Raw genomic sequence first — 25,721 nt, forward strand, 5'->3', positions numbered from 1 at the left:
ACCAGCGCTTTTCAATGGTCTGCACCATGGCATTCCTTCGCGCTCTGCTCAGTACCGCGCGCATGATCCGGCACAGCCCTCCGCTGTCCGCCGGACTGTCCGCGGATGACGCGGTGCTGCTCGACGCCCCGGACGAGCGGCTCTCTCCCGCGCTGGTCGCCGCTGCCCTGGGCGACTACGAACCGGCCGCCGAGCTGCTCGCCACCACCCGGTCCGCCGCCGACTGGGAGAACCGGGACCGCTACCTCGGCCGGCTCGTCGCCTTCGCCCGCGGCCGGGACGGCTGGCTCGTCGACTGGCTGGCCGCCGCCCCGCGCGACCCGGACGCGCTGCTGGTCAAGGCGGAGCTGTCGGTCCGCCGGGCCTGGGAGTCGCCCGCCCGCGCGGAACGGCTCCGCGAGGTCGGCCCGCTGATCACCGCCGCCGCCGACGCGGACCCGCGCGACCCCGTGCCGTGGCGGCTCGCCCTGGACCACGCGCGCGGCACCCACGCCACGCACACCGCCTTCGAGGCGCTGTGGGAGCAGGCCGTACGGCGCTCCGCGCACCACTACGGCTGCCATGTGGCGGCCCTGCGCTACCTCTCCGCCGCCTGGTACGGCTCGCACCGCGAATGCTTCGACTTCGCCGAGCAGGCCGCCGAGGACGCGCTGCCCGACTCCCTGGTGCAGGCCCTCCCCGCCCGGGCGGCCTTCGCCCTGCTCCTGGACGCCCAGGCGGCGGGCCGCACCACCTCCGTACTGGAGGAGCGGATCGACGCGGCGGCCGACCTGGCGATCAGGCTCTCCGCCGCCTACCGGCCCGGCGATCCGTGGCCGGCCGAGGTCCGCAACCTCCTCGCGTACGTCCTGCTCGCCCGGGGGCGCTGGACGGAGGCGCTGCACCAGTTCAACCTGATCGGCCTGCACGCGACGTCGTTCCCGTGGTCGTCGGTGTCCGAGGACGCGCTCGGCCGGTTCCTGGACGCGCGGGACGGCGCACGGCTCCAGGCGGCCTCCCTGACCCCGTTGCGCAACCGGGCCGACCACGGCCGCCCCCAGGGCCATTACGCTTGAGCGTTGTGACCACCGCCCGCCTTCCCCTTTTCCCGCTCAACGCGGTGCTGTTCCCCGGCCTGGTGCTGCCGCTCAACGTCTTCGAAGAGCGATATCGCGCCATGATGCGGGAACTGCTGAAGAGCGACGAGGACGAACCTCGCCGCTTCGTCGTGGTCGCGATCCGCGACGGCCGCGAGACCGCCCCTACGGCCACCGGCATGCCGGACACCGTCGCGGCCGCCCCTCCTCCCGAGCGCGCCCCGGCGGAGGGCTTCGGCCCCGACCCGATCCAGACCTTCCACCGGGTGGGCTGCGTCGCCGACGCGGCGACGATCCGCGAGCGCGCGGACGGCAGTTTCGAGGTCCTGGCCACCGGCACCACCCGGGTCAGGCTGCTGTCCGTCGAGGCGAGCGGCCCGTATCTGACCGCCGAGGTCGAGGAGCTGTCCGAGGAACCGCCGGGCGAGGGGGACGAGGCGGGAGCGCTCGCCGAGGGCGTCCTGCGGGCCTTCCGCGCCTACCAGAAGCGGCTGGCCGGGGCGAGCGAACGGTCCCTGGCGACCGGCGCCGACCTCCCCGACGACCCGTCCGTGATCTCCTACCTGGTCGCGGCGGCGACGGTCCTGGACGTCCCCACCAAGCAGCGCCTGCTCCAGGCCCCGGACACGGCGACCCGGCTGCGCGAGGAGCTGACGCTGCTGCGCAAGGAGACCGCCGTCATCCGGTACCTGCCCTCGCTCCCCGCGACCGACCTGACCAGGGCCCCCACCCACCCCAACTGACGAGGACAGGCCCCCGGTGGCGAAGAAACCCAAGAAACAGCAGTCGGGCGGCACCCCGGCCACGGTCGCCCTGACCGCGGCGGGCACCGCCTTCACGGTCCACGCCTACGACCACGACCCGGCCTCCCCCTCCTACGGGGAGGAGGCCGCCGAGGCCCTGGGCGTCTCCCCCGACCGGGTCTTCAAGACCCTGGTGGCGGACGTGGACGGCGCCCTGACGGTCGCGGTGGTCCCGGTGGCCGGCTCCCTGGACCTCAAGGCCCTGGCCTCCGCGGTGGGCGGCAAACGCGCCACGATGGCGGACCCGGCCGCCGCGGAGCGCACCACGGGCTACGTACGCGGCGGCATCTCCCCCCTGGGCCAGCGCAAGCGCCTGCGCACGGTGCTGGACGCGTCGGCGCGCGCCCACACCACGATCTGCGTGTCGGCGGGCCGCCGCGGCCTGGAGGTCGAACTGGCGGCAACGGATCTGGCGGAGCTGACGGGGGCGGTGTTCGCGGAGATCGCGCGGGGCGGCTGAGCGCCCTTTCGGGGGCCCCGGACCCCGCTCTTCCAGCCCCTCCGGCAAACCCTCCAGCCCCTCCGGCGTTTGAGGAGCGGGGTCCGGGGCAGCGCCCCGGTTCCGGGAAGGGGCGGGTAGGGGAACAGGCCCGCCGCAGGCGACCCTAGGCCGCCCCACCGCCCCCACCCGCAGAAGGCGTCCCCCCGCCCGGAGACCCGGAAGACGGCCCCGCCAGGGGCCCCTGCACCGGCCCCCCGTAGAACTCCGAGTACCCCGAGTACCCCGGCCCCGGCCACTCCGGCTCCACATCCCGCGGCCCGAACGCCGCCGTGAGCAGCAGGTGGATCCCCATCGCCGCGAACGGCCACGCCAGCACCGCCACCCCCACCGAGTGCAGCTCCAGCGGCGCGTCGAACGTCACGCCCTGGCCGGCCTCCCGGGCCCGCGCCACCACGTCGGACGACGGTCCCAGCCAGATGCCGACCCGCCAGGCCACCAGCGAGGCGAGCAGCGCGCCCAGCGCCAGCCCCACGACGACGAGGACGCCCCCGCGACGCAGCCGCCAGAAAACGGCGGCGGCCGAGAGCGCGCCGAAGCCGAGGGCCAGCAGGACGAAGGTTCCGTCAGCCCCGATCGCCTCCTCGCCCTCGCTGTTCTTGAGGAAGACGGCCGTGTCGTCGGAGATCAGCGGCACACGCGGCGCGAGCCACAGCCACAGCAACCCGAGCGCGATGCCCGCAAGCGCGACCAGAACAAGGACAACGGCGGCCTGACGGAGCTCCGTGGCCGTATCCGGGTGGTCCGGACCGCCCGCCGAGGGTGCTGGGTGGGAGCCCGAGGGCGGGGCCTGCCACGGATCGTGGGGGCCGGGCTGGTGAGGCGGCGTCAGGGGTGCGGTCACCGTGCCATCGTGCCAGGCCACCCGGTGAGGCGCCTCACCGGATGCCGCACCCGGGCGCCTACCGTACGGCGGCCCGCCGGTACGCCCACGTGGCCACGGCCAGCGAGAGAACCCCCACCGCCGCGCAGATCGCCAGGAAGAAGGCGATGAGCCCCCAGTCCGGGCGGGCGTCGAAGGACCGGGCCAGCGCCTCGACCCCGTACGTCGAGGGCAGCAGGTCACGCGCCCACCCCACCGGCTCCGGCAACCGGTCGGCCGGCAGCACGCCGAGCAGCAGGGCGGCGGACATCCCCAGCTGGCCCAGCAGGGTCGCCAGCTCCGGGCGCGGGGCGAGCAGTCCGAGGGCGGCGCCGAGACCGGCCAGGGCCGCGCCGGAGAGCGGGACTACGGCCACCAGGACCCAGAGATGGGTCATCGGCAGCTGGAACAGCACGCTGCCGGTGATCGCCGTGAAGACCGTGCCGGGCACGGTGAACGAGGCATAGGCGGCGGCCGCGCCGAGCACCACCGCGGCGGGCGGCACCGGCAGGGTGGCGTAGTGGTCGAGCCCGCCGCCCGCCCGCAGTTGCCCGAAGTACTGGGCGAGCAGGTTGAGCGCGACGAACGCGACGACCAGGACGCTGGATCCCGCGACCACCGCGCGGGCCTCCGCACCGCCGTCGACGACGCCCCGCATCAGGACCATGATCCCGACGGACTGGAAGGTCGCCACGAAGAGCAGCGGAATCCGGGCGACGCGCGCCCGGGAGAGCTGGGCGCGGTAGACGGCGGCCAGCGAGGGCAGCAGCCGGGCGCGCGGCGCGAGGGGCGCGGCGACGGTACGGGCGGGGCCCGTGCCGGTGGTGCCGGGCGCCGGCCGGACGCCCGGCGGTGCGGTCCTGGCCGGAATGATGCTCGTCACCTGCGGCTGCCCCCCTGAGACACGTCCACGTCCCACCCGTACAACACGTCCGAACTGCCGCATCCACGCATCGCGTCCACCGTGCTCACCCCGTTCATCCTGCCCACACCTCTCACGCCGTTCACGCCTTGACCAGCCCCTTGGTCGCATTGGCCGCGTCTCCCCCGAGCGCGAGATAGACATCCTCCAGGCTGGGCGTGGCCAGGGTGAAATCGTCGAGCGCGGCGAAGGCCGCGCCGCCCGTCACCGCGGCGACCGCCGCCCGTGCCTCGTCCGGCCCGAGCCGCAGCACCCAGCGCCGCCCGGACTCCTGGGCGGACGGCCGCAGGGCCGCCACCTCGGGGACGTCCAGCGGGGCCCGTTCTCGCCACACCAGCTCGACGCGCACCTCCCCGGCGACCTGCTCCTTGAGCCCGGCGGGGGTGTCGCAGGCGATGACCCGGCCGCGTTCGAGGACGGCGACCCGGTCGAGGACGGTCTCGGCCTCGATCACGTTGTGGGTGACCAGCAGGACGGTGGCCCCGCGCTCCGCCCGGCGGCGGTCGACGGCGGCCCAGACGGCGCGGCGGGCGACCGGGTCCATTCCGGTGGTCGGTTCGTCGAGGACGAGGACGGGCCGGTCGCCGACGAGGGTGGCGGCGAAGCAGGCGAGCCGCCGCTGACCGCCGGAGAGCTTCTTCAGGGGCCGCCCGGCGAGGGCGGTGAGGCCCAGCTCCTCCAGGACCGCGTCGCGCTCGGCGCGCGCGTCCCGAACGGCGAGACCGCGCAGCCGTCCGGTGGTCTCGGCGGCGAGCGAGACGGTCAGTTCGTCGAGGGCGGTGGACTCCTGCCCGAGGTAGCCGATCAGCCGGGAGGCCCGTTCGGGGTGGCGTACGAGGTCGTGGCCCAGCACCTCGACGCTGCCGGAGTCGGGCCGCATCAGCCCGGTGAGCTGGCGGACCAGGGTGGACTTGCCGGCGCCGTTGGGGCCGAGCAGTCCGAAGATCTCGCCGCGCTCGACGTCCAGACTGATGCTGTCGGTGGCGCGGATCCCGGGCGTCGCGGGGGCGCCCCGGCGGCCTCGGACGGCGGGATAGGTCTTGACCAGATCGCGCACCGCGCACACGGTGCCGGTGTCCCTCTGCGCCTGTGCAGTGCCCGTACTCACGAGGTACGAGGGTACGGGGTCACATGCCCCGGTTCACGTCCGGGGCCACCCCGCGTCGCCGGGCGGCACGGGATGGTGCGGGACGGCTACTCCCCCGCCGGTACGTGCTCGGCGGCGGCCCGCACGTCGATCTCCCGCCAGAAGCCGGCCCGGATCGCGTAGCGGTCGTGCTCGTCGATCTGGTCGTCCTTGTGGGCGAGGAGCCCGAAGCGGGCCGCGTAACGCAGCAGTTCGCCGTCGATCCGGTGCGGGATGCGCGGGTACATGGTGGAGAGCTTCTGGAGGTGGACGGTTTCCGGCAGGCGCTCCATCCAGCGGCGGGCGAAGACCTGGCCCACCTCGAAGGGGTCGCCGCCGACGGTGGTGATGTCCTCCTCCCGGTCGGCCCAGCGCTGTTCGGCGCTGGTGACCTGGGCGAGGGTCGGCAGGGACGCGGTCTCCGCCGGCTCGCCGAGGGGTCCGCCGCGCTCCACCCAGCCCTTGTCGGAGGACCAGCGCAGCGTGGCGTTGGCGGGCTGGGGCGGGTGCTGGCGGTCCGGGTGGGTGGCGTGGGCGCGCAGCGCGGCCAGGTCCTTGGGGGTGGGGACGGTCTTGTGTCCGGGGGCGGACGGGGTGTCGGACGGAGCGGCGGCGGTGTTCTCCGCGGGGGCGGTGGCGTCGCTCCGGGCCGCGGCGGCCTGGGCCTCGGAGGCGCGTTCGGCGGAGGCGGCGATGGCCGCCTCCGGCAGCGGTGCGGAGAGGATCGCGGCGATCTCGGGGCGCGGGACGGGCGGCGGGGCGCAGGTGCCGCCGAGGTCCTTGGCGCGTACGGCCTTGGTGATCCAGGCCCGGTCCAGGACCCGCCGTTCGTCGGCCTCCGCGACGAGGTCCTCGGACTGGTTGTAGTCGCCGTCGGCGGCCTGCACGGCCCAGAGGTGGACGGCGACCCCGTGTTCCTTGGCGGACATCAGACCGGGCAGCAGATCGCCGTCGCCGGTCACCAGGACCACGTCCGAGCAGGCCCGGTTCCTGGCCAGTTCGGTCAGCTCGGCGTGCATCGCGGCATCGACGCCCTTCTGCGCCCAGCGCCCGTCGCTGCGGGTCAGGGCGCCGAGCCGGACGGTCACGCGAGGCATCACGCGGAGCCGGCGGTGCTCGGGCTGGGGGACCCGGTCGGGGGCGCCGTCGAACCAGTAGATGCGCAGCAGGGGCTGTTGGGTGTCGGCCTCGGCGCGCTCGCGCAGCCCCTGGATGAGGGCCGTGTGGTCGACGGTGATGCGGGAACGGGCGGGCTCTCCGGCCAGCAGACTCGCGGCTGCGCCCAGCAAGTAGCCGGCGTCCACCAGGACGACGCAACGGTCCACGCGTTCCACCCTCTTCCGAATTCGGGAACGGTTCAGCGGCCCGCTCCTCGATGACCGGGTCCGCTTACCCAGGGTTTCCTTCGAGTCTGCCCGACCGCGCGGGGGTTAACGTCCGGAACTGGATCATCGGCGTGGCGGATCCGGAAAGGAAGAGGGAAGGAAGAGGGAAGGGAGGGTGAGAAGGGAGGAAGGACGCGTCGCGCGAGGCGCCGCGGAGACGCGGAAAAGCCGGGCGAGGGCGGCGGAACCGGGCCCCACTGCGGATACCGCTACGCACGGTAATGATCCAACATGCGGTGTTTGCGGCGCCATGTGAATCTGACAGCGGTCCTGGCCCCCCAGGATTCCCCACAGGAGGCATTCACCATGGCCAAGAACAAGAACCGCAAGCAGGGCAGCCAGCACGACCGCGCGTCCGCGTCGGAGCGCAGCGCGGAGCAGGCCAAGTCGACGGCGTACGAGTCGCAGAACCAGCCGCAGGCGCAGGCCCAGGGCAGCCCGTCCGACGTGGCGCGCAAGCATCAGCGACGCTTCGGCCACAACTGACCCGTCGGCCGCTCGCGGTAGAGACTGGCATCAAGGACAGCGAGAGGGGCGTCCCGCGCGTGCGGGACGCCCCTCTCGCCGTTCGCGTCGCCGGCGGCTCGCCTGCTCAGCCGGCCAGGCAGGCCGGGCCGAGCAGCACCTTCAGGTCGCCGAAGAGGGCCGAGTCGGCCTTGACCCGGTGCCGGTCGAGCCGGAGCACCGTGGTCTTGCGGGGGCCCTGGAGCTTGATGCGCACCTCGGTGTCGCCCCGGTGGTGGCTGAGCACCTCGCCGAGCCGGGTGACCATGGGCGGGGTGATCTTGACGGTGGGGATGGTGAGGACGACGGGCGCGTTGGTCCCGGCGTTGGAGATGTCGGGGACCTGCATCTCCATGGCGACCAGCCGGGGAACGTCCTCCCGCTTGTCGAGCCGTCCCTTGACGAAGACGACGGTGTCCTCGACGAGCTGGGTGGAGACCAGCTGGTAGGTGGCGGGGAAGAACATGCACTCGATGGAGCCCGCCAGGTCCTCCACGGTGGCGATCGCCCAGGCGTTGCCCTGCTTGGTCATCTTGCGCTGGAGGCCGGAGATGATGCCGCCGACGGTGACGATGGCGCCGTCACCGTAGTCCCCGCCCATGAGCTGGGAGATCGAGGAGTCGGCCTTGTCGGACAGCACGTGCTCCAGGCCGAACAGCGGGTGGTCGGAGACGTACAGGCCGAGCATCTCCCGTTCCTGGGCGAGCAGGTAGGCCTTCTCCCACTCGATGTCGGAGAACTCCACGTCGAGCCCGAATCCCGGCTCGCCGCTCTCCTCCTCGCCGCCCCCGAAGAGGTCGAACTGCCCCTCGGCCTCCTTGCGCTTGACCTGCACCACGTTGTCGATCATCGGCTCGTGGTGGGCGACGAGCCCCTTGCGGGTGTGGCCCATCTCGTCGAACGCGCCGGCCTTGATGAGCGATTCCACGGTGCGCTTGTTGCAGACGACCGCCTCGACCTTGTCGAGGAAGTCGGGGAAGGAACTGTACTTCCCCTTCGCCTTGCGGGACCGGATGATCGAGTCGACGACGTTCTGGCCGACGTTGCGGATGGCGGTCAGGCCGAAGAGGATCACGTCGTCGCCCTGGGCGGCGAAGTTGGACAGCGACTCGTTGACGTTGGGCGGGAGCACCTTGATGCCCATGCGGCGGCACTCGTTGAGGTAGACCGCGGACTTGTCCTTGTCGTCCTTGACCGAGGTCAGCAGGGCGGCCATGTACTCGGCGGGGTAGTTCGCCTTGAGGTATCCGGTCCAGTAGGTGACCAGTCCGTACGCGGAGGAGTGCGCCTTGTTGAAGGCGTACCCGGCGAACGGGACCAGCACGTCCCACAGCGCCTTGATCGCGGCGTCGGAGAAGCCGTTCTTCTTGGCGCCCGCCTCGAAGAGGACGAAGTTCTTCGCCAGTTCCTCGGGCTTCTTCTTGCCCATCACGCGGCGCAGGATGTCGGCCTCGCCCAGCGAGTACCCGGCGACGATCTGGGCCGCCTTCTGGACCTGCTCCTGGTAGACGATCAGGCCGTAGGTGAGGCCGAGGACCTCCTTGAGGGGCTCCTCCAGCTCCGGGTGGATCGGGGTGATCTCCTGGCGGCCGTTCTTGCGCTCCGCGTAGTTCGTGTGCGAGTTCATGCCCATCGGGCCCGGCCGGTAGAGGGCCGAGACGGCGGAGATGTCCTCGAAGTTGTCGGGCTGCATCTGGCGCAGCAGGGAGCGCATCGGCCCGCCGTCGAACTGGAAGACGCCGAGCGTGTCGCCGCGGCAGAGCAGTTCGTACGTCTTGGGGTCGTCCAGCGGGAGGGAGAGCATCTCCAGGTCGACGCCCTTGTTGGACTTCACCATCTTGATGGCGTCGTCCATGATCGTCAGGTTGCGCAGGCCGAGGAAGTCCATCTTCAGCAGGCCGAGCGACTCGCACTGGGGGTAGTCCCACTGCGTGATGGTGACGCCGTCGGTGTGCCGCGTCCAGAGCGGCGCGTGGTCGACGATCGGCTCGCTGGACATGATGACGCCGGCGGCGTGCACGCCCATCTGCCGGACCAGGCCCTCGACGCCCTTGGCGGTGTCGATGACCTTCTTGACGTCCGGTTCGCTCTCGTACATCCCCCGGATCTCGCCCGCCTCGCTGTAGCGCGGGTGCTTGGGGTCGGTGATGCCGTTGAGGTCGATGCCCTTGCCGAGGACGTCGGCGGGCATGGCCTTGGTGAGCCGGTCGCCCATCGCGTACGGGTAGCCGAGGACGCGGGCGGAGTCCTTGATGGCGTTCTTGGCCTTGATCTTGCCGTAGGTGCCGATCATGGCGACCTTGTCGGCGCCGTACTTCTCGGTGACGTACCGGATCACCTCGACGCGCCGGCGCTCGTCGAAGTCGATGTCGACGTCGGGCATGGAGACGCGCTCGGGGTTGAGGAACCGCTCGAAGATCAGCCCGTGCTCGATCGGGTCGAGGTCGGTGATGCCCATCGCGTACGAGACGATCGATCCGGCGGCGGAACCACGGCCGGGGCCCACCGCGATGCCGTTGTTCTTGGCCCACATGATGAAGTCGGCGACGACCAGGAAGTATCCCGGGAACCCCATCTGGATGATGATGTCCATCTCGTACTCGACCTGCTTCTGCCGGTCGTCGGGGACGCCGTTCGGGAAGCGGCGGGCCATGCCGACCCGGACCTCCTCCTGGAACCAGGTGATCTCCGTGAAGCCGTCCGGGATCTCGAACTTCGGCATGAGGTTCTTCGCCTCGAACATGCCGGTGGTGTCGATCTGCTGGGCGACCAGGAGCGTGTTGGCGCAGCCCTGCTGCCAGGCGTCGGAGGAGTCGACGGCGTACATCTCGTCCGTCGTCTTGAGGTAGTAGCCCGTGCCGTCGAAGCGGAAGCGGTCGGGGTCCGAGAGGTTCTTGCCGGTCTGGATGCAGAGCAGGGCGTCGTGGGCGGTGGCCTCGTGGGCGTACGTGTAGTGGGAGTCGTTCGTCACGAGGGGCGGGATGTCGAGCTTCTTGCCGATCTCCAGCAGCCCGTCGCGGACCCGGCGCTCGATCTCGATGCCGTGGTCCATCAGCTCCAGGAAGTACTTGTCCGCCCCGAAGATGTCCTTGTAGTCGGAGGCCGCCTGGACCGCCTCGTCGAACTGGCCGAGCCGCAGCCGGGTCTGCACCTCGCCGGAGGGGCAGCCGGTGGAGGCGATGAGGCCCTCGGACCACTGGGAGATGGTCTCCTTGTCCATCCGAGGCCACTTCTGGAGCCAGCCCTCAGCGTACGCGTCGGAGGAGAGCCGGAAGAGGTTGTGCAGTCCGGTCTTGTTGGACGCCCAGATCGTCTTGTGGGTGTAACCACCGGATCCGGACACATCGTCGCGCTTCTGGTGCGGCTGTCCCCACTGCACCTTGCGCTTGTGTTTGCGCGACTCCGGGGCGACATACGCCTCGATGCCGATGATCGGCGTGACGCCCGCCTTCGTCGCCGAGTGGAAGAAGTCGTAGGCCCCGTGAAGGTTGCCGTGGTCGGTCATCGCGATGTGCGACATGCCCATCTCGTTGCAGGCCTCGAACATGTCCTTGAGCCGCGCCGCACCGTCCAGCAGCGAGTACTGGGTGTGAACGTGCAGGTGCGTGAAGGGCGGCTTGGTCACGGCGTCGGGCCTCCGGGAAGTCGGGCGATGACGGACGGGGGGACAGCGTGGAAGTCTACGACGTGACGGAGTCGAACGACGGGCACTCCCGGCTTCCGCCGAGCGTTGGAGAGGGCGGGACACCTGTCCGTTTTGTCATGCACTCAGTCAGGACCCGATCGGGCGGACCCACGGTCCGGCCAGAGACGCCAGCTACAGCAGGAGGCAGCAAGAAATGTCGGAAACGCAGACCGGCGCAGCGCAGCGCGGGGAGCAGATTCTCGCCGTTTTCGACACCGCCTTCGGGGAGCTGCTGGCCGCCGATCCGGCTGCTTTCCGGGTCAAGTTCCGCAAGATGGCGGGCTCGGCCTTCGCGTTCTACCGGGGCACGGCCTGCCTGTTCTACGGCGACCTGGAGCGGGAGCGGCACGGCGGCCCGTTCCTGGACGAGCGCACCGGCCGGGTGTGGATCCACGGCGATCTCCACGCGGAGAACTTCGGCACCTACATGGACGCCAACGGCCGCCTCGTCTTCAACGTCAACGACTTCGACGAGGCGTACGTGGGCCCCTTCACCTGGGACCTGAAGCGCTTCGCCGCCTCCGTGGCGCTGATCGGTTACGCGAAGGCGCTGGCCGACGAGCAGATCAGCGAGCTGGTGACGGTCTTCGCCATCGCCTACCGCGAGCGGATCCACGCGCTGGCGACGGGCGCGAAGAACGAGGAGGTGCCGCCGTTCACGCTGGACACCGCGGACGGCCCGCTGCTGGGCGCGCTCCGCGCCGCCCGGTCGCGCACGCGTTTCTCGCTGCTGGACTCCATGACGGTGATCCGGGACTTCGAGCGCCGGTTCGCGGACGGCGGCGGGTCCATCGACCTGGACGCCGCGACGCGCTACAAGGTGCTGGCCGCGTTCGACGGCTATCTGGAGACGCTCCCCGAGTCGAGCCTGACGCGTCCCGACTCCTACCGGGTCAAGGACGTGGTGGGCCGCCGGGGCATCGGCATAGGGTCCGCCGGCCTGCCCTCGTACAACATCCTCCTGGAGGGCAACAGCGACGCCCTGGAGAACGATGTGGTGATCTACCTCAAGCAGGCGCAGACCCCGGCGGTCTCCCGGCACATCGCGGACGCCGCCGTGCGGGAGTACTTCCAGCACGAGGGGCACCGCACCGTGATCTCGCAGCGCGCGCTCCAGGCGCACGCGGACCCGTGGCTGGGCTGGACCGAGCTGGACGGCTCGGGACAGCTGGTCGCCGAGGTCTCGCCGTACGCGGTCGACCTGGACTGGTCCGACATCGACGAGGCGGACGAGATCGCGGCGGTCGTCGCCGATCTGGGCCGGGCGACGGCCACGATGCACGCGGCGGCCGACGACGAGAGCGGGCACTCGCTGGTGCCGTTCTCCACCGAGCGGGCGATCGACGCGGCCATCGCGGCCGACGAGGAGAGCTTCGCACCGATGCTGGTCGACTTCGCCCACAGCTACGGGGCGAGGGCCCGCGCGGACCACCAGATCTTCGTGGACCTCTTCCGCAACGGCCGGATCCCGGGCCTGTAGGGCCCGCAACGGCCGGATCCCGGGTTTGTAGGCCGCCGGAAAGTCCCGGGAAGCCGTCGCGGGGACTCTCAGCCTCTTTTAAGGTCCGCTTACCTCGGCGCATGACACACTTTCCGGCAATGGACATCTCAGGGACGCAGCTCAGGGTCGCGCGCGCGGCGGTCTTCACCGCGCTCGTCGTCACCCTGTCCACGGCGTCCCATGTGCTGCTCTCCGGGGTCCCGCTGCCGCTGACCGCGGTCGCGCTGCTCGCCGGTGCCGTCTTCGCGGTGGCGTACGCGCTGGCCGGCCGGGAGCGCGGCTTCGGGGCGATCGCGGGCCTGCTCGTCCCGCTGGAGCTGGCCGCCGACACGCTCTTCACCACGGGCCAGCACCTCTGTTACGGGGCGGCGGGCGGCCCGGTCGCGGGCACGCTGCGCGCGGTGGGCTTCGACGTCCTGTGCGGCGGTGGCGAGGTCGGCGCGGGCGGGGCCCGGATCGCGGGCGTCGGCGCGGTGGGCATCCCGCTGGCCGATGTGGCCGGTGCGGGCGACCGTGCGGCGGCGCTGCTGGCGCAGCCGGGACCGGCCGTGCCGTGGCTGCTGCTCGTCGCCCATGTGGCGGTCGGGCTGCTCGCCGCGGCCTGGCTCCGGCGCGGCGAGGCGGCCCTGGCCGGGCTGCTGCGCGCCACGGCCCTGCTGGCGTTCCGGCCGCTGCTGGTCGCGGTCGCGGTGGTGCGCGCGGGCACCCGGGCCGCGGCCCGCCGCTCCACGCCCGCCGGGCGTCCGCACCCGCCGCTGACCGCCCGCTTCCTCGTGCACTGCGTGGGACGCAGGGGCCCGCCGCTCGCGACGTACGCCGCTGCCTGAGGGCACGGCCACGCGACGACGGCAGCACCCGACCACCCCCACACACGTACTCACGGAGAACGATCATGAGCAAGCGCAACACCCAGGCGAACAAGGCAGCGGCCCGCGAGCGGCTGCGCGCCGAACGTGAGGCCCAGGCCAAGAAGGACAGGACCCGCAAGCAGCTCGTCGTGGCGGTCTCGGTCGTCGCCGCCCTCGCCGTGGTCGGCGGCATCAGCTACGGCGTGATGCAGCTGAACAAGCCGGACGCCTGGGAGACGGCAGCCGACGCGAAGAACGTCACCGCGCCGAAGAACACCTCGGGCGACGACGGCACCACCGTGGTGATCGGCGAGCCGGGCGCGAAGAAGACCCTGGAGCTGTACGAGGACTCGCGCTGCCCGGTCTGCGCCACGTTCGAGCAGGGCGTCGGCGAGACCGTCTCGAAGGACGTCGAGGCCGGCAAGTACAAGGTCAAGTACGTCGGCGCGACCTTCATCGACAACACCGACAACGGCGAAGGCTCGAAGAACGCCCTGAGCGCGCTCGGTGCGGCGCTGGACGTGAGCCCCGAGGCGTTCATGGAGTACAAGGCCGCGCTGTACTCGGCGAAGTTCCACCCCGAGGAGAGCGACGACAAGTTCGCCAAGGACAGCTATCTCATCGAGGTCGCGGACTCGGTCGACGCGCTGAAGGGGAACAAGGACTTCCAGAAGGACGTCGAGGACGGCACGTACGACGCCTGGGCCATGAAGATGTCCAAGACGTTCGACAAGAGCGGTGTGCAGGGCACGCCGACGGTGAAGATGGATGGCAAGAAGGTCACGGCCGAGGGCAGCGAGAACGCCCCGATGACGGCCGACGAGTTCACGAAGGCCATCGACAAGGCGCTCAAGGCGTAACGGCCTCCGCCTTCCGCGGCACCCGGCGGGCCGACCGCCCGGTGCGCCGGGTGCCGCGCGTTTCTACAGGGTGGCGAGGAAGCCGAGCGCGACCTTCCAGGTCTGCTCGGCGGCCGCCTGGTCGAAGTCGTGCAGACCGGGGTCGGTGAACAGGTGCCCGGCCCCGGGATAGCGGTAGACCTCGACGTCAGCGCCGGTGCGCTGCATCTGGAGGTACCAGCTGTTCAGCCAGTCGTGGGACTCGAACGGGTCCGGGTCCGCGACGTGCAGCTGCACGGGGAGCTCGTCCACCGAGGCGTTCTCGGCGAGGTCCGAGGTGCCGTGGAACAGCAGCAGCCCGCGGGCCTTCGCGTCGCCGAGCGCCAGGGTCTGCGCGGTCGCCGCCCCGAGGGAGAAACCGGCGTAGACGAGCCCCTGGTCGGAGTAGGGCGCGGCGGCCAGCACGGCGCGCTTCAGCAGCTCCTCCTTGCCGATCTCGTCCTTGTACGCCATGCCCTCTTCCACCGTGTCAAAGGTGTGCCCGTCGAACAGATCGGGCACGCGCACCTCGTGGCCGGCGTCCCTGAGGCGCGCGGCCGCGGCGTGCACGGCGGGCCTGAGCCCGTACGTCGAGTGGAAAAGCATGATGTTCATGAGGCCCATGGTGCCATTTGTGCCCTGGGGCCTGCCCTACAGCTTGGAGGACGAGGGAATGGAGAGCGTGCTGCGCCCGCTGATCGTCATCGGCGGTTCCGTGGTGATCACCCTGCTGGTCGGCTGGCTGGTCGACCGGCTGCTGCGGCGGGCCGACAGCCGTCACCACGAGACCCCGCTGTGGGGGCTGCTGCGGCGCTGCCGGCCTCCGCTCCAGGTGGTGATCATCACGGCGCTGCTGCGCGGCAGCTACCGCCAGATGAGGATCGACTGGGTGTGGGATCACCGGGCCGGGATCGGCCAGGTCCTGACCCTGGTGCTGATCGGCGCGTCCGCCTGGCTGGTGGTTCGGATCGCGGCGACGGTCGTGGAGGCCAGTTACGCCCGGTACGCGACGGGCAGCCGCGACCCGGCCCGGGTCCGCCGGGTCCGTACGCAGGTCACGCTGATCCAGCGAGTGGTCATCGCGGTGGTGACGGTGGTCGCCATCGCGGCGATGCTGCTGACGTTCCCGCCGATGCGGGCGGTCGGCACGTCGATGCTCGCCTCGGCCGGTCTGCTCGGCATCGTCGCGGGTGTCGCCGCCCAGTCGACGCTCGGAAATCTCTTCGCCGGATTCCAGATCGCGTTCGGCGACATGGTCCGGCTCGGCGACACCGTGGTGGTGGACGGCGAGTGGGGCACGATCGACGAGATCACCCTGACGTTCCTGTCGGTACGCACCTGGGACGAGCGGCGGATCACGATGCCGGTCTCGTACTTCACGAGCCAGCCGTTCGAGAACTGGTCGCGCGGCGGGGCGCAGATGACGGGCACGGTCTTCTTCCACCTCGACCACTCCGCCCCCGTCGCCGCGATGCGGGAGAAGCTGCGGGACCTCCTGGGGGACATCGCCGCCTGGGACGGACGCGACTGGTCGCTGGCCGTCACCGACACGACGCCGTCCACGATCCAGGTGCGGGCGGTGGTCACGGCGAAGGACGCGGACGACATCTGGACGGTGCGCTGCGCGGTGCGTGAGCAGCTGATCGGCTGGCTGCGCGACCACCACCCGTACGCGCTGCCGCGGATCGCCACCTCGCCCGCCGTCCTGCCGCCGGGCGAGCAGTGGGCGGAGTTGACGGGCGCCGGGCCCCGGGCGGTCCTCGACAAGGCGGCGACCGCCGACGGGGACGACTCCAGGGCCCCGCGCACGGGCCGCGGCTGAGGCTGCCCCGCGACGGCTCCTCAGCGCAGCGAACGGAAGTCCAGATGCCGCAGCACCCGGTCCACGACCTCCGGGTCGGAGCCGGGCTCGCTGCGCGCGGAGAGCACCTCGTGGCGGGCTGCCGACATCATCTCGCGCTGGACACGGCTGATCGCCTTGAAGCGTTCCGCGCGCTGGGCATAGGCCTCGCGCCGTTCCTCGTCGACCATGTCCGGGCTGATCCGGGCTCCGATGTCGTACGCGGCGCGCTGGAGCCGCTCCATGACCTCCTCGGGGAACTCCTCGACCTCCTGGATCTCCTTGAGGCGGTACTTGGCGGCCCTGGCGGCCCGGACGGCGAGGTCCCGCTCCAGTGCCTCTTCGGCGTCGGTGTCCGCCCGGACCCTCAGCTTGCGCACCAGCCAGGGCAGGGTGAGTCCCTGGAAGACCAGGGTGGCCATGATCACGGCGAACGCGATGAAGATGATCTCGTCGCGGCCGGGGAAGGGCCGCCCGTCGTCGGTCTCCAGCGGGATCGCCAGCGCCAGGGCGACCGAGGCCACCCCGCGCATCCCGGCCCACCACATCACGACGGTCTCCCGCCAGCTGGTGGGGATCTCCTCGCCGGCGTCACGGCGCGTGTGGAGCCGCTTGGCCAGCCAGGTCGCCGGCAGCAGGTACAGCAGCCGTACGCCGACGACGACCGCGACGATCGCGAGCCCCCAGCCGACCATCTCCAGGGCGTGCCCGTCGGCGGTGCCGAACACGCTGTGCAGCTCCAGGCCGATCAGCCCGAAGGCCACGCCGGTCACCAGGGTGTCGACGATGTCCCAGAACGTACGCCCGGTGAGCCGGCCCAGCACGTCGTCGGCGTCGGCGGTGTGCTCGGCGAGGAACAGCGCGACGGTCAGGACGGCCAGCACGCCGGAGCCCATCAGCTCCTCCGCGAGGACGTAGGCGACGAACGGCACCAGCAGGGTCAGCCCGACCTGGAGGGTGGCGTCGCCCAGCAGGTTCATCAGCTTGATGGTGAGCCAGCCGAGGGCGAGGCCGACGGCGACCGCGACGACGGCGGAGAGGACCAGCAGGCCGAAGGCCTCGGGGAGCGAGAAGGTGCCGCTGACGGCGGCGGCGATGGCCACGTGGTAGAGCACGATGGCGGTCACGTCGTTGAAGAGCCCCTCGCCCTCCAGGATCGACACCAGCCGGCGCGGCAGTCCCACGGAGCCCGCCACGGCCGTCGCCGCGACCGGGTCGGGCGGGGCGACGAGCGCGCCGAGGGCGACGGCGGCGGCGATGGGCAGCCCCGGCACGATCGAGTTGGCGACCGCGGCGACGGCGGCGATGGTGACGAAGACGAGGGCGACGGCCAGCAGGAAGATCGGGCGTCTGTTGGCGGCGAACTGCCGCCAGGAGGTGCGCTGCACGGAGGCGTAGAGCAGCGGCGGAAGCAGCGCGGGGAGGATGATCTCCGGCGGGATGTCGACGTTCGGCACGAACGGCATGAACGCCATCGCCACGCCGATGAGGGTCATCAGCACCGGCGCGGGCAGCCCCAGCCGGTCGCCGAGCGGCACCGTGACCACGGCTCCGAGCAGCAGCAGGAGCAGCAGGGACATCTGTTCCACGAGGTGCCTTCCGGAGCGTGCGGGTCCGGCACACCACGGGCTGCCGAACAGGCCACCCACCCTGCCACGCGGGGTGCGGGATTCGGCCGATACCCCCCGCTACCGGACGTCAGGCCGGGCGGATCTCCCGCCGCATGGCCCGGTGGGGCATGCCCGCGTCGGGGAACTCGGGGCCGTACGCGACGTATCCGAGCCGCTCGTAGAAGCCGAGGGCGTGCGTCTGGGCGTGCAGGTCGACGGCGGCCAGGCCCAGCGTCCGCGCCTCGTCCTCGATGGCCCGTACGAGGGCGGCGCCGACGCCGAGACCACGGGCCTCCCGGCTCACGGCGAGCCGGCCCAGCGAGCCGACTGCCGGGTCGCCGCCGGTCTTCCCTGCCGCGTCGGCACCGTGCAGCAGCCGGCCCGTGCCGAGCGCGGCCCCGTCCGCCGCGACGGCCAGGACATGCACCGCGGTCGCGTCGTAAGCGTCGTACTCCAGTTCCTCGGGCACGTTCTGCTCGCCGACGAAGACCTCCTTGCGCACCTGGAAGCAGGCTTGGAGGTCGCTCTCCTCGACGGCCCTGCGGGTGCTGTACGGGGAGGGGACGGAGGTCACTGGCTCTCCGCGGAGATGGTGTCGAGGGCGTGCTGGAGGTCGGCCGGGTAGGTGCTGGCGAACTCCACCCAGCTACCGTCGCTCGGGTGCTCGAAGCCCAGGCGCACAGCGTGGAGCCACTGGCGGGTCAGCCCGAGGCGCTTGGCCAGGGTCGGGTCCGCGCCATAGGTGAGGTCGCCGACGCAGGGGTGGCGGTGGGCGGACATGTGGACCCGGATCTGGTGGGTGCGGCCGGTCTCCAGCTTGATGTCGAGGAGGCTGGCGGCGCGGTAGGCCTCGATCAGGTCGTAGTGGGTCACCGACGGCTTGCCCTCGGCGGTGACCGCCCACTTGTAGTCGTGGTTGGGGTGGCGCCCGATGGGGGCGTCGATGGTGCCGCTCATCGGGTCCGGGTGGCCCTGGACGAGCGCGTGGTACTTCTTGTCGACGACCCGGTCGCGGAACTGGGCCTTGAGCAGGGTGTAGGCGCGCTCCGACTTGGCGACGACCATCAGGCCGGAGGTGCCGACGTCGAGGCGGTGGACGATGCCCTGGCGCTCGGCGGCCCCGGACGTCGAGATCCGGTAGCCGGCGGCGGCGAGGCCGCCGATGACGGTGGTGCCGGTCCAGCCGGGGCTGGGGTGGGCGGCGACGCCGACCGGCTTCATGATGACGACGATGTCGTCGTCGTCGTGGACGATCTCCATGCCCTCGACGGGCTCGGCGACGATCTGGACGGGAGCGGGCGCCCCCGGCATCTCCACTTCCAGCCAGGCGCCCCCGTGGACCCGCTCGGACTTCCCGGCCACCGAACCGTCCACCTGGACCTTCCCGGCTGCGGCCAGCTCGGCGGCCTTGGTGCGGGAGAAACCGAACATCCTGGAGATGGCGGCGTCGACGCGCTCGCCTTCCAGGCCGTCCGGTACGGGCAGGGTGCGGATCTCGGGGTGCGTACTCACCTGTCGAGTATGCCTTGCGCTCGCGGGTCCCCGCGCCGGGCGGTCAGTCCTTGTGCACGGTCCCGTCGGGGTCCAGGCCCTTGAAGGAGAGGATCACGATGAGGATGCCGCCGCAGACGATGGCGGAGTCGGCGAGGTTGAAGACGGCGAAGTGCTTGGGGGCGATGAAGTCCACCACCGCGCCCTCGAACGCGCCGGGCGCCCGGAAGAGCCGGTCGGTGAGGTTGCCGAGCGCACCGCCCAGGAGGAGACCCAGGGCGATGGCCCACGGCAGGCTGTAGAGCTTGCGGGCCAGTCGGATGATCACCACGATCACTCCGGCGGCGATGATGGTGAAGATCACCGTGAACGCCTCGCCGATCCCGAACGCGGCGCCCGCGTTCCGGAGCGCCCGGAACTGGAGCCAGTCGCCGATGATGTCGATCGGCGGCTGGTGCTCCAGCTTCGCGACCACGAGCATCTTGGTGCCCAGGTCCAGCAGATAGGCCACGACGGCCACGCTCAGGAGGACGAGGATCCTGCGCTTGCCCCGGCCGGCGTTCACGGCCGCGTCGGCGGCCGTGCTGCCCCCCTCGTCCGTGCCCTCGGCCTCGGGATCGTCCGGCGTACCGATGATGCGCTCCGCCTCTGCCACGTGAGTCCCTCAACCCTAGGTGCCTGCCTGAGGACGAGGGTACGACACACCTGTGCGGATCAGCCGCGCCGCTCCTGCTTCTGTTTGTCCTCGACGCACAGGGTGGCCCGGGGGAAGGCCTGCATCCGCGCCTTGCCGATCGGTTTGCCGCAGACCTCGCAGAGCCCGTACGTCCCCGCCTCCAGCCGGGCGAGCGCCCGCTCGGTCTGCTCCAGCGTCTCCTGGGCGTGGGCGGCCAGCGACAGCTCGTGCTCGCGGGTGATGTTCTTGGTGCCGGTGTCGGCCTCGTCGTCGCCCGCACCGTCGCCGGAGTCCCGCATCAGCCCGGCGAGCGCCGCACCGGAGGCCTCCAGCTCGCTGCGGAGCCGCAGCGTCTCGCTCGTCAGCAGGGTGCGCGCCTCGGTGACCTCCTCCGGCGTCCAGGGGTCCTCCCCGGGCCGGACGGCCAGCTCGTCGGGGGCGGCGGCGCGGGCCGGCGGCAAGGGGGCCGTGGCCTGTGCGCCTGCTGCGGGACGACTCGCGCTCTTCTTGGCTACCACCGTGTGGGCTCCCGTCTGCTCGGCGGCCCGGGCCGCCTCCGTGGGCTTCTCCGAGGCCTTCTTGGCCGCGCTCTTCTTGGCGGTGCTCTTCTTGGCGGCGGTTCTCCCCGCCGTCGTCTTCTTGGCGGACGCCTTCTTGGCGGCGGCCTTCTTCGCCGTCCTCCTCGCGGGCGCGGGCGCCTGCTCGGCCGGCGACTCGTGGCTGCCGTCGTGCTCGGCCGCGGTCTCTTCCGCCGTCTTCTTCGCCACCATGGCCGCGGCCCCTTCACATATTGTGATCTTGCTCGCGAATCGTGCTGGGACGATAAATCGACTCCAGCCCCGCGGCAACGGGGCACGCCGCCTTCTCGCCCCTCCCCGTATCCGGTCGCGGCGCGCCTGCCTCCGTTGTTCCCAGCTCCCCGTCCGGTAATCCGGCCCTCGGGCCCCGCCGGGAAGTCCCTGTACCCCGTCCCGCCACCCGGGTCACGCCCGCGCGCCCCCGATAACCGGTCGGCCGTCGCCCGGACGGGCCCGTACACTGGCCCCAGCGAGAGGCTTGGATGGGACGAGTAGCGCCGTACGCAGCCAGGAGCGACCCGGGGACGGTGGGAGCCCGGGGGCTAGCGCGTCGTGAAGATCACCCCGGAGCCGCCGGAAGAACGCCTTGACCGATGGGCCCCGCCCACCGACGCAAGGCCACTAGAACCGGCATCGCGACCCCAATGAGGGGGCCACGGGCCTGCGCCCGGGGCCAAGGAGGGTGGTACCGCGGGAGCCGAGACGCTCTCGTCCCTCCGACGGAAGTGGAAGACGTCCGCCGGAGGAAGCCGCACATGACATCGCCGCAGTACCGCCAAGTGCCCGCCCAGGTCGACCTGCCCGCGCTCGAACACGCCGTGCTCGACTTCTGGCGCGAGAGCAAGGTCTTCGCCAAGAGCCTCGACCAGTCCGAGGGCCGCCCCGAGTGGGTCTTCTACGAGGGCCCGCCCACCGCCAACGGCATGCCGGGCGCCCACCACATCGAGGCCCGCGTCTTCAAGGACGTCTTCCCCCGCTTCCGCACCATGCAGGGCTACCACGTCGGCCGCAAGGCCGGCTGGGACTGCCACGGCCTGCCGGTCGAGCTCGCGGTCGAGAAGGAGCTGGGCTTCAACGGCAAGAAGGACATCGAGGCGTACGGCATCGCCGAGTTCAACGCCAAGTGCCGTGAGTCGGTGACCCGGCACACCGACGCGTTCGCCGAGCTCACGACCCGCATGGGCTACTGGGTCGACCTGGACGACGCGTACCGCACGATGGACCCGGAGTACGTGGACTCCGTGTGGTGGTCGCTCAAGGAGATCTTCAACAAGGACCTGCTGGTCCAGGACCACCGCGTCGCCCCCTGGTGCCCGCGCTGCGGCACCGGCCTGTCCGACCACGAGCTGGCCCAGGGCTACGAGACGGTCGTCGACCCCTCGGTCTTCGTCCGCTTCCCGCTCACCTCGGGCCCGCTGGCCGGTGAGGCGGCCCTCCTGGTCTGGACGACCACCCCCTGGACGCTGGTCTCCAACACGGCGGTCGCCGCCCACCCCGAGGTGCGCTACGTCGTCGCGACGGACGGCGAGGAGAAGCTCGTCGTCGCCGAACCGCTCCTGGAGAAGGCCCTCGGCGAGGGCTGGGAGGTGACGGGCCAGTCGTTCACCGGCGCGGAGATGGAGCGCTGGACCTACGAGCGCCCCTTCACCCTGGTCGACTTCCCCGCGGAAGCGCACTACGTGGTGAACGCCGAGTACGTCACGACCGAGGACGGTACGGGTCTGGTCCACCAGTCCCCCGCGTTCGGCGCCGACGACCTCGTGGTCTGCCGTGCGTACGGCCTGCCGGTGGTCAACCCGGTCCGCCCGGACGGCACGTTCGAGGAGGGTCTCCCCCTGGTCGGCGGTGTCTTCTTCAAGAAGGCCGACGAGGCGCTCACAGCGGACCTGGACGCCCGCGGCAAGCTCTTCCGCCACGTCCCGTACGAGCACAGCTACCCGCACTGCTGGCGCTGCCACACGGCGCTGCTCTACTACGCGCAGCCCTCCTGGTACATCAGGACGACGGCGATCAAGGACCGGCTCCTCCAGGAGAACGAGAAGACCAACTGGTTCCCGGACTCGGTCAAGAACGGCCGCTTCGGCGACTGGCTGAACAACAACGTCGACTGGGCGCTCTCCCGCAACCGCTACTGGGGCACGCCGCTGCCGATCTGGCGCTGCGAGGACAACCACCTCACCTGCGTGGGCTCCCGCGCGGAACTGACGGAACTCACGGGCACCGACCAGTCAGCCCTTGACCCGCACCGCCCGTTCATCGACGAGATCACCTTCACCTGCACGCACGAGAACTGCCAGCTGGAGGCGTACCGCGTCCCGGAGGTCATCGACGCCTGGTACGACTCGGGTTCGATGCCGTTCGCGCAGTGGGGCTACCCGTACAAGAACAAGGAAGTCTTCGAGAGCCGCTACCCGGCGCAGTTCATCTCGGAGGCCATCGACCAGACCCGCGGCTGGTTCTACACGCTGATGGCGGTCGGCACCCTGGTCTTCGACAAGTCGAGTTACGAGAACGTCGTCTGCCTGGGCCACATCCTCGCCGAGGACGGCCGCAAGATGTCCAAGCACCTGGGGAACATCCTCCAGCCGATCCCGCTGATGGACCAGCACGGCGCGGACGCGGTCCGCTGGTTCATGGCGGCCGGCGGCTCCCCCTGGGCGGCGCGCCGGGTCGGCCACGGCACGATCCAGGAGGTCGTCCGCAAGACGCTCCTCACCTACTGGAACACGGTCGCCTTCCAGGCCCTGTACGCCCGCACCTCGGGCTGGGCCCCCTCGGAGGCCGACCCGGCCCCGGCGGACCGCACGGTCCTGGACCGCTGGCTGCTCAGCGAACTGAACGCGCTGGTCGACCAGATGACCGTCGCGATGGAAGGCTACGACACCCAGCGCGCCGGCAAGCTGCTCTCGGCGTTCGTGGACGACCTCTCCAACTGGTACGTACGCCGCTCTCGCCGCCGCTTCTGGCAGGGCGACAAGGCGGCGCTGCGCACGCTGCACGAGGTCGTCGAGACGGTGACCCGGCTGATGGCCCCGCTGACCCCGTTCATCACCGAGCGGGTCTGGCAGGACCTGGTCGCGCCGGTGACCCCGGACGCCCCGGAATCGGTCCACCTGTCGGCCTGGCCGAAGGCCGACCCGTCGGCGATCGACCCGACGCTCTCCTCCCAGATGGCGCTGGTGCGCCGCCTGGTGGAGCTGGGCCGGGCCACGCGCGCCGAGTCGGGCGTGAAGACCCGTCAGCCGCTGTCGCGTGCGCTGGTGGCGGCGACGGGCTTCACAGCCCTCTCCCCCGAACTCCGCGCACAGATCACGGAGGAGCTGAACGTCACGTCGCTGGCCTCGCTCTCGGAGGTGGGCGGCTCCCTGGTCGACACGACGGCGAAGGCCAACTTCCGCGCCCTGGGCAAGCGGTTCGGCAAGGGCGTCCAGGCGGTGGCCAAGGCGGTGGCGAACACGGACGCGGCCGCGCTCTCCCTGGCCCTGCGCGAGGGCACGGCATCGGTGGAGGTCGACGGCGAGCGGATCACCCTCTCCCCCGACGAGGTCATCATCACGGAGACCCCGCGCGAGGGCTGGTCGGTCGCCTCGGACTCGGGCGCGACGGTCGCCCTGGACCTGGAGATCACCCCGGAACTGCGCCGCGCGGGCCTGGCCCGTGACGCGATCCGCCTGATCCAGGAGGCCCGCAAGAACAGCGGCCTGGACGTCGCGGACCGCATCGCCGTCCGCTGGACCTCGACGTCCCCGGCAACGGTGGAGGCGCTCACCGAGCACACCCCGCTGATCTCCGAGGAGGTGCTCGCCCTGGACTACGCGGAGGGCGAGGCGGACGACAGTTACGGCGACGTGTTCGAGGACGAGGGCCTGGAGCTGAGGTTCCGCCTGCGGAAGCGGTAGCGGTAGCCCGCAGGACCAGAGGGGCCCGCCGGAACGGATTCCGGCGGGCCCTTCGCCGTACCCCCTCAGGGGCTCCGCCCCCGAACCCCCGCGCCTCAAACGCCGGCGAGGCTGAAAGATGTCCTCAATCGCCGGACGGGCTGAGTACGCCCTCCCGCACCAGACGAACGGGGCCCGGGGCCTATCAAGCCCCTCCGGCGATTGAGGAGCGGGGCCCGGGGCAGCGCCCCGGAACCAGTCCGTCCGGCGCTTGAGGACAAAGGGGACCAGGGGCCGCGCCGCCCACGCCAAAGGGCCGGGCCCCGGGGAAACCCCGGGGTCCGGCCCTCTGCCTGCCGACGGCTACGCGCTCAGCGAGCGCGCACCGCTCAGTTGTCGTCCTCGTCGATCAGGAACCCGCGCATCGGCGAAGGCGCCTGCTGCATCGGCTGCGGTGCCTGCGGCCGCACCGGCGCCATCGGCTGCGTCATCGCGGGCGACATCTGCTGCTGGCCACCGTAGGACGGCGCGCCGCCCATGGAGGACGGGCCGCCACCCATCTGCTGGCCGCCGTGGCCACCGTGGTTGGAGCCGCCCATGGAGTGACCCATCGCACCCGCACCGGCCGGGGCCAGCGAGGGGGACGGCGGCAGCGAAGCGGCTGCCGGAGTCCGCGGCGGGGCGAGCGAGTCGTCCGCCTGGGTCTCCAGCTGACGCAGCTGGCTCTCCAGGTAGGACTTCAGCCGCGTGCGGTACTCGCGCTCGAAGCCACGCAGGTCCTCGACCTTGCGCTCCAGCGTCGCGCGGGCCGACTCCAGCGAGCCCATCGCCACGCGGTGCTTCTCCTGAGCGTCCCGCTCAAGGGCGTCGGCCTTGGCACGCGCGTCGCGCTCCAGGCCCTCGGCACGGCTGCGCGCCTCGCCGACGATCTTGTTGGCCTCGGAACGGGCCTCCGCGATCGCCTGGTCGGCGGTCTGCTGTGCGAGCGAGAGGACACGCGCGGCGCTGTCGCCACCGGGGCCCTGCTGCTGCTGCATCTGCGGCGGCTGCATCTGCTGCATCTGCTGCTGCTGCTGGGGGTGCTGGCCCATGGGGCCGCCCTGCATCGGGCCACCCATGGGACCGCCCTGCATCGGGCCGGGGCCGTGCGGGCCCTGCGGACCGGGACCATGGCCACCCTGGGGGCCGTGGCCACTGGGACCTGCGGGCAGCTGCGGCGCGCCACCGGGCAGCTGGGGCGGACCCATCTGCGGGGGCTGCTGCTGCTGCGGCGGTCCTGATATGGCGGCGGGAACGGGTGCACCCGGGCGATCCTGCTGCTCCGGAGGCTTGCGCATACCCTGCTGCTGCTGTTGCTGCTGCTGGTTCTGCGCGGCGGCACGCGTCGCGGCGGCCAGCTTGGCGCGCAGGTCCTCGTTCTCACGGAGCAGACGGGTCAGCTCCGATTCGACCTCGTCGAGAAAGGCATCGACCTCGTCCTCGTCATAGCCTTCTCGGAGGCGGACGGTCGTGAACTGCTTGTTCCGCACGTCCTCGGGGGTCAACGGCATCTCTTCTTC

At 71.5% G+C, this 25,721-nt stretch carries 21 protein-coding genes; 9 read left to right on the forward strand and 12 right to left on the reverse strand.

Translation table 11 applies throughout. The features are described from left to right. Positions 1-14: 14 nt before the first annotated feature. From ACH4KB_RS05340 to ybaK, 3 genes are read left to right on the forward strand one after another with little or no spacing between them, the layout of a single operon-like run. On the forward strand, positions 15-1,055 hold the full coding sequence (locus ACH4KB_RS05340) for a hypothetical protein (RefSeq protein ID WP_398063772.1): 1,041 nt from the start codon (positions 15-17) through the stop codon (positions 1,053-1,055). 5 nt (positions 1,056-1,060) lie between these two features. Beyond that, on the forward strand, positions 1,061-1,819 hold the full coding sequence (locus ACH4KB_RS05345) for an LON peptidase substrate-binding domain-containing protein (protein WP_398063774.1): 759 nt from the start codon (positions 1,061-1,063) through the stop codon (positions 1,817-1,819). Between the two features lie 16 nt (positions 1,820-1,835). Then, positions 1,836-2,339, forward strand: coding sequence for a Cys-tRNA(Pro) deacylase (gene ybaK / locus ACH4KB_RS05350; protein ID WP_398063776.1), 504 nt, complete (start codon positions 1,836-1,838; stop codon positions 2,337-2,339). Between the two features lie 145 nt (positions 2,340-2,484). Here the strand turns inward: ybaK and ACH4KB_RS05355 are convergent, their stop codons facing one another. The 4 genes from ACH4KB_RS05355 to ACH4KB_RS05370 form a co-directional block, all read right to left on the reverse strand. Further along, positions 2,485-3,243, reverse strand: coding sequence for an ABC transporter permease (locus ACH4KB_RS05355; RefSeq protein ID WP_398063778.1), 759 nt, complete (start codon positions 3,241-3,243; stop codon positions 2,485-2,487). Between the two features lie 37 nt (positions 3,244-3,280). Next, positions 3,281-4,123, reverse strand: a complete 843-nt coding sequence (locus tag ACH4KB_RS05360) for an ABC transporter permease (protein WP_398063780.1) — start codon at positions 4,121-4,123, stop codon at positions 3,281-3,283. A gap of 121 nt (positions 4,124-4,244) precedes the next feature. Further along, entirely contained in the window at positions 4,245-5,228 is a 984-nt protein-coding gene (locus tag ACH4KB_RS05365; protein WP_398064642.1) for an ABC transporter ATP-binding protein, read from the reverse strand. Positions 5,229-5,356: 128 nt separating this feature from the next. After that, the gene (locus tag ACH4KB_RS05370; RefSeq protein ID WP_398063782.1) at positions 5,357-6,622 is read right to left on the reverse strand and encodes an NYN domain-containing protein; all 1,266 of its coding nucleotides are present in this window, start codon (positions 6,620-6,622) and stop codon (positions 5,357-5,359) included. A gap of 357 nt (positions 6,623-6,979) precedes the next feature. On the opposite strand from ACH4KB_RS05370, the gene ACH4KB_RS05375 reads away from it, so the two are divergent. Further along, positions 6,980-7,159 (forward strand): hypothetical protein, encoded by a 180-nt coding sequence (locus ACH4KB_RS05375; protein ID WP_018957500.1) that lies wholly within the window; start codon positions 6,980-6,982, stop codon positions 7,157-7,159. 106 nt (positions 7,160-7,265) lie between these two features. Here ACH4KB_RS05375 and dnaE read toward each other — a convergent pair whose 3' ends face one another. Next, positions 7,266-10,802, reverse strand: coding sequence for a DNA polymerase III subunit alpha (gene dnaE / locus ACH4KB_RS05380; RefSeq protein ID WP_069757080.1), 3,537 nt, complete (start codon positions 10,800-10,802; stop codon positions 7,266-7,268). A 214-nt stretch (positions 10,803-11,016) separates the two neighbouring features. Here dnaE and ACH4KB_RS05385 point away from each other — a divergent pair, with 214 nt between their 5' ends. The 3 genes from ACH4KB_RS05385 (at position 11,017) to ACH4KB_RS05395 (ending at position 14,071) form a co-directional block, all read left to right on the forward strand. Then, on the forward strand, positions 11,017-12,342 hold the full coding sequence (locus tag ACH4KB_RS05385) for a DUF2252 domain-containing protein (RefSeq protein ID WP_398063784.1): 1,326 nt from the start codon (positions 11,017-11,019) through the stop codon (positions 12,340-12,342). A gap of 119 nt (positions 12,343-12,461) precedes the next feature. Beyond that, positions 12,462-13,190: a hypothetical protein gene (locus ACH4KB_RS05390; RefSeq protein ID WP_398063786.1), complete on the forward strand. Its 729-nt coding sequence runs from the start codon at positions 12,462-12,464 to the stop codon at positions 13,188-13,190. Positions 13,191-13,255: 65 nt separating this feature from the next. Beyond that, positions 13,256-14,071: a DsbA family protein gene (locus tag ACH4KB_RS05395; RefSeq protein WP_398063788.1), complete on the forward strand. Its 816-nt coding sequence runs from the start codon at positions 13,256-13,258 to the stop codon at positions 14,069-14,071. Positions 14,072-14,134: 63 nt separating this feature from the next. On the opposite strand, the gene ACH4KB_RS05400 is transcribed toward ACH4KB_RS05395, so the two are convergent. Beyond that, positions 14,135-14,713, reverse strand: coding sequence for a dienelactone hydrolase family protein (locus ACH4KB_RS05400; RefSeq protein ID WP_398063790.1), 579 nt, complete (start codon positions 14,711-14,713; stop codon positions 14,135-14,137). 49 nt (positions 14,714-14,762) lie between these two features. On the opposite strand from ACH4KB_RS05400, the gene ACH4KB_RS05405 reads away from it, so the two are divergent. Next, the gene (locus ACH4KB_RS05405; protein WP_398064644.1) at positions 14,763-15,911 is read left to right on the forward strand and encodes a mechanosensitive ion channel family protein; all 1,149 of its coding nucleotides are present in this window, start codon (positions 14,763-14,765) and stop codon (positions 15,909-15,911) included. A gap of 20 nt (positions 15,912-15,931) precedes the next feature. Here ACH4KB_RS05405 and ACH4KB_RS05410 read toward each other — a convergent pair whose 3' ends face one another. From ACH4KB_RS05410 to ACH4KB_RS05430, 5 genes are all read right to left on the reverse strand, one after another. Continuing rightward, positions 15,932-17,518, reverse strand: a complete 1,587-nt coding sequence (locus ACH4KB_RS05410) for a Na+/H+ antiporter (protein ID WP_398063792.1) — start codon at positions 17,516-17,518, stop codon at positions 15,932-15,934. A gap of 109 nt (positions 17,519-17,627) precedes the next feature. Next, positions 17,628-18,113, reverse strand: coding sequence for a GNAT family N-acetyltransferase (locus ACH4KB_RS05415; protein WP_398063794.1), 486 nt, complete (start codon positions 18,111-18,113; stop codon positions 17,628-17,630). Then, a complete protein-coding gene (locus ACH4KB_RS05420) occupies positions 18,110-19,051 on the reverse strand; it encodes an RluA family pseudouridine synthase (RefSeq protein ID WP_392952756.1) in 942 nt (313 codons plus the stop codon). The genes ACH4KB_RS05415 and ACH4KB_RS05420 overlap by 4 nt, the downstream gene beginning before the upstream one ends. A gap of 43 nt (positions 19,052-19,094) precedes the next feature. Continuing rightward, a complete protein-coding gene (gene lspA, locus ACH4KB_RS05425) occupies positions 19,095-19,685 on the reverse strand; it encodes a signal peptidase II (RefSeq protein ID WP_398063796.1) in 591 nt (196 codons plus the stop codon). Positions 19,686-19,744: 59 nt separating this feature from the next. After that, entirely contained in the window at positions 19,745-20,476 is a 732-nt protein-coding gene (locus ACH4KB_RS05430) for a TraR/DksA family transcriptional regulator (protein WP_398063798.1), read from the reverse strand. A 563-nt stretch (positions 20,477-21,039) separates the two neighbouring features. On the opposite strand from ACH4KB_RS05430, the gene ileS reads away from it, so the two are divergent. Then, the gene (gene ileS, locus ACH4KB_RS05435; protein WP_398063800.1) at positions 21,040-24,183 is read left to right on the forward strand and encodes an isoleucine--tRNA ligase; all 3,144 of its coding nucleotides are present in this window, start codon (positions 21,040-21,042) and stop codon (positions 24,181-24,183) included. 368 nt (positions 24,184-24,551) lie between these two features. Here ileS and ACH4KB_RS05440 read toward each other — a convergent pair whose 3' ends face one another. Further along, positions 24,552-25,712 (reverse strand): DivIVA domain-containing protein, encoded by a 1,161-nt coding sequence (locus ACH4KB_RS05440; RefSeq protein ID WP_398063802.1) that lies wholly within the window; start codon positions 25,710-25,712, stop codon positions 24,552-24,554. Positions 25,713-25,721: the final 9 nt, after the last annotated feature.

This window comes from Streptomyces sp. NPDC017520 (assembly GCF_044329855.1).
Taxonomy (GTDB): domain Bacteria; phylum Actinomycetota; class Actinomycetes; order Streptomycetales; family Streptomycetaceae; genus Streptomyces.

What these genes read in the sequence shown, in the direction of transcription:
- ileS (WP_398063800.1), top strand. Translation starts at nt 21,040, where the DNA reads ATGACATCGCCGCAGTACCGCCAAGTGCCCGCCCAGGTCGACCTGCCC.
- ACH4KB_RS05385 (WP_398063784.1), top strand. Translation starts at nt 11,017, where the DNA reads ATGTCGGAAACGCAGACCGGCGCAGCGCAGCGCGGGGAGCAGATTCTC.
- ACH4KB_RS05430 (WP_398063798.1), bottom strand. Translation starts at nt 20,476, where the DNA reads ATGGTGGCGAAGAAGACGGCGGAAGAGACCGCGGCCGAGCACGACGGC.
- ACH4KB_RS05340 (WP_398063772.1), top strand. Translation starts at nt 15, where the DNA reads ATGGTCTGCACCATGGCATTCCTTCGCGCTCTGCTCAGTACCGCGCGC.
- ACH4KB_RS05400 (WP_398063790.1), bottom strand. Translation starts at nt 14,713, where the DNA reads ATGGGCCTCATGAACATCATGCTTTTCCACTCGACGTACGGGCTCAGG.
- ACH4KB_RS05440 (WP_398063802.1), bottom strand. Translation starts at nt 25,712, where the DNA reads ATGCCGTTGACCCCCGAGGACGTGCGGAACAAGCAGTTCACGACCGTC.
- ACH4KB_RS05405 (WP_398064644.1), top strand. Translation starts at nt 14,763, where the DNA reads ATGGAGAGCGTGCTGCGCCCGCTGATCGTCATCGGCGGTTCCGTGGTG.
- ACH4KB_RS05395 (WP_398063788.1), top strand. Translation starts at nt 13,256, where the DNA reads ATGAGCAAGCGCAACACCCAGGCGAACAAGGCAGCGGCCCGCGAGCGG.
- ACH4KB_RS05390 (WP_398063786.1), top strand. Translation starts at nt 12,462, where the DNA reads ATGGACATCTCAGGGACGCAGCTCAGGGTCGCGCGCGCGGCGGTCTTC.
- ACH4KB_RS05375 (WP_018957500.1), top strand. Translation starts at nt 6,980, where the DNA reads ATGGCCAAGAACAAGAACCGCAAGCAGGGCAGCCAGCACGACCGCGCG.